Annotated in this window: 8 protein-coding genes; 6 read left to right on the forward strand and 2 right to left on the reverse strand. The window is 60.8% G+C overall.

Features of this window, described 5'->3' with window-relative positions:
- The 3 genes from NKH90_RS33905 to NKH90_RS33915 all read left to right on the forward strand — a co-directional run.
- Positions 1-713, forward strand: a 713-nt coding sequence (locus NKH90_RS33905; RefSeq protein WP_352823625.1) for an LLM class flavin-dependent oxidoreductase, incomplete at its 5' end; no start/stop codon positions are given.
- Positions 710-2,128 carry an FAD/NAD(P)-binding protein gene (locus tag NKH90_RS33910; protein ID WP_352823628.1) on the forward strand — a complete coding sequence of 473 codons (1,419 nt, stop codon included), beginning with the start codon at positions 710-712 and terminating at the stop codon, positions 2,126-2,128. The genes NKH90_RS33905 and NKH90_RS33910, both read left to right, overlap by 4 nt.
- A 27-nt stretch (positions 2,129-2,155) precedes the next feature.
- Positions 2,156-2,674, forward strand: a complete 519-nt coding sequence (locus tag NKH90_RS33915) for a flavin reductase family protein (RefSeq protein WP_352453638.1) — start codon at positions 2,156-2,158, stop codon at positions 2,672-2,674.
- Positions 2,675-3,007: 333 nt separating this feature from the next.
- On the opposite strand, the gene NKH90_RS33920 is transcribed toward NKH90_RS33915, so the two are convergent.
- Positions 3,008-3,625 (reverse strand): cupin domain-containing protein, encoded by a 618-nt coding sequence (locus NKH90_RS33920; RefSeq protein WP_352453637.1) that lies wholly within the window; start codon positions 3,623-3,625, stop codon positions 3,008-3,010.
- A 506-nt stretch (positions 3,626-4,131) separates the two neighbouring features.
- Between NKH90_RS33920 and NKH90_RS33925 the strand changes: the two genes are divergently transcribed.
- Together NKH90_RS33925 and NKH90_RS33930 are read left to right on the forward strand one after the other, a co-directional pair.
- Positions 4,132-4,455 (forward strand): hypothetical protein, encoded by a 324-nt coding sequence (locus tag NKH90_RS33925; RefSeq protein WP_352453636.1) that lies wholly within the window; start codon positions 4,132-4,134, stop codon positions 4,453-4,455.
- Positions 4,456-5,120: 665 nt separating this feature from the next.
- The gene (locus NKH90_RS33930) at positions 5,121-5,666 is read left to right on the forward strand and encodes a group I truncated hemoglobin (RefSeq protein ID WP_352823631.1); all 546 of its coding nucleotides are present in this window, start codon (positions 5,121-5,123) and stop codon (positions 5,664-5,666) included.
- A gap of 91 nt (positions 5,667-5,757) precedes the next feature.
- Here NKH90_RS33930 and NKH90_RS33935 read toward each other — a convergent pair whose 3' ends face one another.
- Complete coding sequence (locus tag NKH90_RS33935; protein ID WP_352819757.1) at positions 5,758-6,351, reverse strand: SOS response-associated peptidase; 594 nt, start codon at positions 6,349-6,351, stop codon at positions 5,758-5,760.
- A gap of 51 nt (positions 6,352-6,402) precedes the next feature.
- Between NKH90_RS33935 and NKH90_RS33940 the strand changes: the two genes are divergently transcribed.
- On the forward strand, positions 6,403-6,936 hold a 534-nt coding region (locus tag NKH90_RS33940), incomplete at its 3' end, for a hypothetical protein (protein WP_352823635.1).

Raw genomic sequence — 6,936 nt, forward strand, 5'->3', positions numbered from 1 at the left:
CCTACGAAGGCAGACATTTCCGCATCGAGGACGGAAGGCTGCTGTTCCCGCCTGTGCAGACGCCGCATCCGCCGCTATATTTCGGCGGCTCGTCGGAGGCGGCCAATGCGGTCGCCGCCGAGCAGATCGATAAATATCTGACCTGGGGCGAACCGCCGGCTGACGTCGCCGCAAAGGTCGACCATGTGCGCGGCCTTGCCGAGAAGGCCGCACGCCAGGTGAGTTTCGGCATCAGGCTGCATGTCATCGTTCGCGAAACAAATGACGAAGCCTGGGCCGATGCCGACCGCCTGATCAGCCGCCTGGACGACAAGACGATCGCCGAGGCGCAGAAGGTTTTCGCGCGCATGGATTCCGTCGGCCAGTCGCGCATGAGCCGGCTGCATGGCGGCCGTCGCGACAAACTCGAAATCAGTCCGAATCTGTGGGCCGGTGTCGGCCTGGTGCGTGGCGGCGCCGGCACCGCTCTGGTCGGCGATGCGGCTACGGTGGCGGCACGGATCGATGAATACCGGCGCATAGGCATCGATACATTCATCCTGTCCGGTTACCCGCATCTGGAGGAAGCCTATCGCTTCGGCGAACTTGTGTTGCCGCAGTTGCCACTCGATCACGAGATCTCAACGCGGCAGACGGCCGTCAACATGGGCCCCTTCGGCGAAACCGTGGCCGGCGACCATCGCCCGTCGGCGCTGCGCGCGAGCCAGTCTTGAGCGCCAGCGCACCGATCGTAGCGATTGTCGGCGGCGGCTTTTCAGGTGCGGCGACTGCGTTTCATCTGGCGCGACTGCTCCCGGCCGGTGCATCCGATATCGTGGTCGTCGAGCCCCGCGAGGGGCTCGGCTATGGTCTGGCTTACTCCACGGCAGATCCGGCGCATCGTATCAATGTGCCGGCGTCGAGAATGACGCTGATCTCCGGCCAGGACAGCCACTTTGCCGACTGGCTGGAGCAGACCAGAGCCATTGTAGACGATGCCGAGGCTATTGCCGCCTACGGAGCACTCTACCCGCAGCGTCGCGTTTTCGGGCGCTATGTGGAATCTCATCTCCGGCCCTTCCTTCTCAGCAAAACGATCCGCCATGTCAGGTCCGCCGTCGCATCGGTCGAGCGCACCGGCGAGGGCTACCGTCTGATCCTCGCTGATGGCGGGGCGCTCGCTGCCGACGCCGTGGTGATTGCGACGACGCATCCGCCGCCGGCCTTGCCGATGCCCCTGAAGTCCGTGGCTGGCACAGCCGGGCTGGTGGCCAATCCCTATGATCTCGAGAGGCTGGAAGCGATCGGCCGCGACGACCGTGTCCTGGTCGTGGGCACCGGACTGACGTCGGCGGACGTGATTGCAACGCTCGACCGCAAGGGGCATCGTGGCCGCATCGTCGCGCAGTCACGCCACGGCTATCGCTCGCGCGGCCAAGCCGCGATGCTGGCCGATCCAATTGGCGATTTCACGACCCTTCCTTCACGCAGAGCAACGGCACTATTCAGGCGCATCCGGGTAACGATCCTTGATGCCAAGCGTCGGGGCGAAGACTGGCATCCGGTGCTCGATGCCGTCCGACGTCAGGGACAAACCATCTGGCAGGCCTTGCCGCTGGCCGAGCAGCGACGTGTGGCACGCCATCTTCGTGCGCTCTGGGACGTGCATCGCTTCCGCCTCGCGCCGCAAGGTGCGGACGTGCTCGATCGATGCGTCGCCGAGGGCAAGCTTGCCTATCGCGCCGCAACGATTGTCGGCGCCGAACAGGTCGACGGACGCATTTGCGTCAGGCAGCGGCTGCGTGGCCAACGCAGCGTCGTTGTCGAGGCTTTCGACAGTGTGGTCGTGACGACCGGACCGGCGCACGCCGATATCTTGCGGACCAACACGGCGATTGCGGCGCTCGAGCGGATGGGATTGGTCCGGCTCGATCCGATTGGTCTTGGTTTGGATACCGACAGCCAAGGCCGTGCGGTCGGCACATCCGGGCGCCCGACCGACAGCATTTTCGTCAGCGGGCCACTGGCGCGAGGCAGCGTCGGCGAACTGATGGGAATTCCCGAAGTCACCGCACATGCCGAGCGCATCGCCGCCGAAATTCACCAATGGTTGGGATACCAAACGGCGTTGCGTCGCAAGGCGTCGTGAAGCTGCAAACACGATGAGGCTATCCAGATGACACTGACCGAACGCGTTCCCCTATTGGAAACCTTAGTGGAAACCCGGGTTCCCCTGAAATTTGCGATGCGACACCTGGCCGGAGCTGTCTCCGTGGTCACCGCCGGTGTTGGCGACGAACGGACGGGCGCAACCGTTACCACCGCCCATTCCCTATCGGTCGAACCAGAGGTGATGGTTGTCAGCATCAATCTGAACTCGTCTACCTGGGCAGCCATCAGCCGGCATCGGCATTTCTGCGTGAATGTGCTGCGTGCCGACCAGATCGCGATTGCCGACCGCTTTGCCGGGCGCGGTGGCCTGAAGGGGTCGGCGCGCTACGAGGGCGCTCGCTGGTCCAGCCTTGCAAGCGGCGCACTGGCACTCGACGAGGCGCTTGCCGCGGTCGACTGCGCGGTTGAGGATACTATTATTCGCCACAGCCACGCGCTGATCCTCGGCAGCGTCCGGCATGTGGTGAGCGGAGAGCCGGGCCCGGCGCTGATCTATCATCACGGCGCATACGGATCGTCGTAAACGTATTTCGGTTCCTGGTGCTTGGCGGCGCGGTGAAGGTCCAGGCATTCAAATGAAGGCTTGATCTAGAATGCCTTGGAGAGAAAACAGTAAAGGGGAGGCGGGTCTTTTGGCGTCCAGCCAGAACCGCAGGCTAGAAGTGATTCCCAGCCATTTTGTCGCCCGTCACAATGTTACAAAACTCATCGTAAGTAGGTGATTTTATTATAGATACCTAGAGTTCAATCCTCTCTCGCAGCACCATCGAATTCAGCATGCACCTGTTAGCGTCAACTGGTCGCCGACTGTCTGCAACAGGTGGAGAGCGGAAGTATCATCCCGGGAAATGTCGCCTCAATCGAGGCTGGCCGGCGACGAGAACGGCTGATTGGCGTCGACCACGAAGATGGCCAGCTCATCGAGATCGGTTGTGCCGGCGCTGAACACCTCCATCGGCGTGTTGGCCCCGTGTCCGATCATTGCCGTGCCAGCTTCAGCATAGGTCACTCCGTGGGGCGTTCTCTGGCCGAGCTTGCCGGCCAGCACATAGAAGGCCTCCGGTCCCGGATGCGTATGGATCTTCGTCTTGACGCCGGGCGCTCCACCGGCGCGGTTGACACGCAGCAAATACTCGCTTGCGCTGATCGGAGGGATCGGTCCGATCTCGACGACCTTGGTTCCGCCGGTCGTAGAGCCATCCTTCGGTCCAAGCGTGAACAGCCAGACCTTGCCTGCGACCTCGGCCGCAAGCGAGGTCGGGCCCGCAACGCTTTGGGCTTGCGCCAGCGTTGGCAGATTATCCAGCCGCCAGTACAACGGTCCGGAGGGCAGTTCCTTCACCTTTTTCTCAACCACCGGCTCGACGGCGAATTTGCTGTCTGCGGGCATTGAGGCTGACGTCATCAGCCCGAAAGCACACACCGAGAATATAAGCAGGCCAATACGACGGGCGCTGAGGGAATGCGGCTTCATGGTTGGTCCTCCCTTTCATGGTCGTCCCCTCGACCCAATATTAGCTATAGCATATGTACCGACTTACGGCACGGACCAAGTTTCGAGCGAGCTAAAGCGCCTGCCGCCAAAGAAGACTGTTCATGATGCCAAACCCTCTAGGGAGAGTTTTCAAGCGTTGGAACTAGGTGTCGCGGTGGCATTGGCTGCGATGACGAGTGCCAGCAGCGCAAGGCGTGGCTCCTCCGCGTCGTCAAATGGGTAGCTGACGGCCCCCGTTTAGAGTTCGAAGCAGTCTTGCCCCCAGGCTACTGTGTCTGACGTGAGTCCAACGGTCCAGCCGTCCAAGATCGGCCCGCGCATGGCGGCCAGCCCCGTTCGGGCGGGCGCCCGAAAATGCCTGAGGTGCCAAGCATCTCGCCATGCTAGGAAAATGCCAAGGTCGAGGCACAGCTCCGCTCGCACGCGCCATGATGCGCGCGGGGAAGGCGTTCCAGTCTGCCCTGCTGCAGGCGGCTTAACAAAGCTTGCAGCCCGGAACAACCACTCAACGACTCGCGTTTCTTGCCAAGGCCCGCTTCTTTTGCAACGGGGCGGCGGGCGTCGAAGGCTCGCAAATGTCGCGCCGGCGTTTCAATCGCACTCGCCTCAGCCCTCACGATTTGGCTATTTGTGAACGCGTGTTTGATCAGGTTTGCGCAGATGAGCACATTGACCCTCTAAGCCTGGATGCCGAAGCCTTGGCGGTGATGATTGTCGCAATCTTCCGAAACGTGACTACCAATGAGCGCGAACTGCTGGAGGAAGTTAGGTCTCTTCGTCGCTCAAAAGGCGCAGAGAAGGCGCACTAGCTAGGCGGCGTTCCGAGGCGAATTGTTCTAGTCCCGCATTGGCACAATCGGATTGGCATCTGAATTGCTCATTGAGAATCGCCAGAGTGTAGCCACCGAGCTTGCGAAGGGGACGGAAATGGGCTTAGCCGAAGACTTATCGGATGTCGCGCTCACATTCGAATGTCCGGATTGCTTGCATCCGGCGGTAAGAAAGGGCTCTGCACTAAGAACAATCGCGCACTTCAGATGCGACGGGTGCAAAGCCAAGGTGCGGATGACCTATCCGCAGAAGCTCGCGATCTTCGAAAAGCACAGGCTATTGGCCGCAAGCAGCCGGCAAAGCCGCGGGAAGCGATTGTACGCCCCCTACCGGGGCTGATTGCCGCCGACAACACGACACAGAAGGAAAATGCCCAAGGTCAGGGGCACAGATGCGGCCGAAGTGGCTTCGCGACCTCTGCCGCGTGCAGCGACGCGTGCTTAACACTTCCTCATCCGCGCGGCCTTCGCCCCTTTTGACGCATGTTGACCACGGCAATGCCGCCCAATCGGAATAATTCGGGCGAAGGGCTCGTTAGTTCTTTAGGCGATGCTAAAATACGGCAAAGTGTCCGAATGTCATTTCATGAAGCCCGCCAGACAGGCTGCGGCTCGCTCTGGCCTAACCTCGAAGGGAACCAGGGATGAAAATTTCGACTTCTCTCACAAGACGAAGTGTTGTCGCCGCGCTGGCGCTGGCCGCCGCATCGACGTCGGTATTGCCTGTCGACAAGGCGCTCGCGCAGACGAAGAAAACCGCATCTGAGAAAAGTCTGTATGAGCGGCTGGGGGGTGTTTTCGCCATCGCAGCGGTGATCGATCATTTCAGCGACGCCGTCGTGAGGAACCCGATCGTCGGCCAAAAGTCCAAGAATCCGCAGCTGCGCAAATGGCACACCAAGAACCTTGAAAGGCTGCCCGGCCTCAAGTTCATGCGCACGCTGTGGGTCTGCGACGTTTCTGGCGGGCCCTTCAAGTTCGTCGCCACCAAGCCCGGCACGACGCCGCTCAGCCTCGAGGAGGCGCATCGCGACCTGCGGATTTCCCCCGCGGAATTCGATGAGGTCGCAGCCGAACTCGGGCGGACCTTGGATCATTTCAAGATTCCGAAGCCTGAGAAAACCGAAATCCTGGAAGCTTTCGCCGCCCACAAGGACGAGGTCACCGCCGGCTACGTCAAGCGGGGCTGAAGCGCTTATATCGCGCGGGCATTCGTTCTGAGCATGGCGCGCGTCGCCGTGAGGCGCGGCCGCAGCTCAGCGCGCAATTTTCCGATGGTTCCTACTCCGAACCTGCCCGAACTGTCTCCACTCTGAGCGACCCTTCCGGCAACCGCCGCAGGAGTTCAGCCTCGGATCTCGTCAGGTGGATCCAGGCCGCCCAGTCCGATGGCCGCAGCACAACCACTTGCCGATTGTGATATGGCGCGACATCCGGGCCTGGATCGGTCGTCAGCATCGTGAACGTCGGCGGCTTGTTGCCGACACCCTCGCGCCACAGCCCGGCAATCGCCATGAACGATTGGCCATTCAGTGTGAACCTGTGCTTGGTTTTTGGATATTTCGTTCCCGTGAATTCGAAGAATGCCGACGCCGGAACGAGACAGCGCTTGCTGTTGCTGAACTGCCGGCCCTCCGAGCGAAAGTTGAATACAGGTCCGCCTTTTGGCCCGGCCGGGGGAAAGCCGAATGTCATCGACGCCAGTTCGATTGCGTCGCCGGCGGCGCGCATTACAGGTGCGGGGTCGTTGATGTGGATGTCATCCGCCTGCGGCAGATCCAGTTCGGTTTGATGGCTGGGGATTTTGAGCGCCAGCGATTCCATCATCCGGCAGTATTCGGCCCAGGCGATGTGCTGCTCGTAGTCATTGCACATGGAGAGGCTCCGTACGCTCGACCGAGATCAGTTCAACATAGCGTTTATCGGTTGGCGCCGATTGCTGGCGGATTTGATATAAGCCTATTTGGGCCGGCGTGCGGCAGCGATGGCCTGCAACAGATTGATGCTGTTCACGTCGGGTTCGCTGGATGCGGCAACGGCAAGTGCGGCGGCCTCGGCTATTTTGGCGACGTCGTCGCTGCTGATCGTTCCGCGCTTTTCCAGCAGATTTACGAGTTCGACAACGAGAAGAAAGGCGTTCACACCATATCGTTCGGCTCTGAGCTCGAACTCGCCTCGAGCCAATTTCTCCGCGTCTCCTTCAGCCCGTTTGTCCACGTTGGCGTCCTCTCCTATGGCTACAAGCTATTAACGCTTAGCACGAATGGTTTAATCCTTCGAACTGGCCACAACCTTCGCCAATTGCCGGGCATAGTGTCGCCGGTGGCAAGGGCATCGGTTCAGCCAAGGATGAGACCAACCAACAGAACGGTAAGAATAAAGGACAACACGACGGCAAGTAGCCCGCATGCTTCCAAAGTGTTGGTTTGCCAAGCTTTCGTCGGGCGCCTCCGGTTTGAA

The organism is Mesorhizobium sp. M0898 (assembly GCF_040319695.1).
GTDB lineage: Bacteria > Pseudomonadota > Alphaproteobacteria > Rhizobiales > Rhizobiaceae > Mesorhizobium.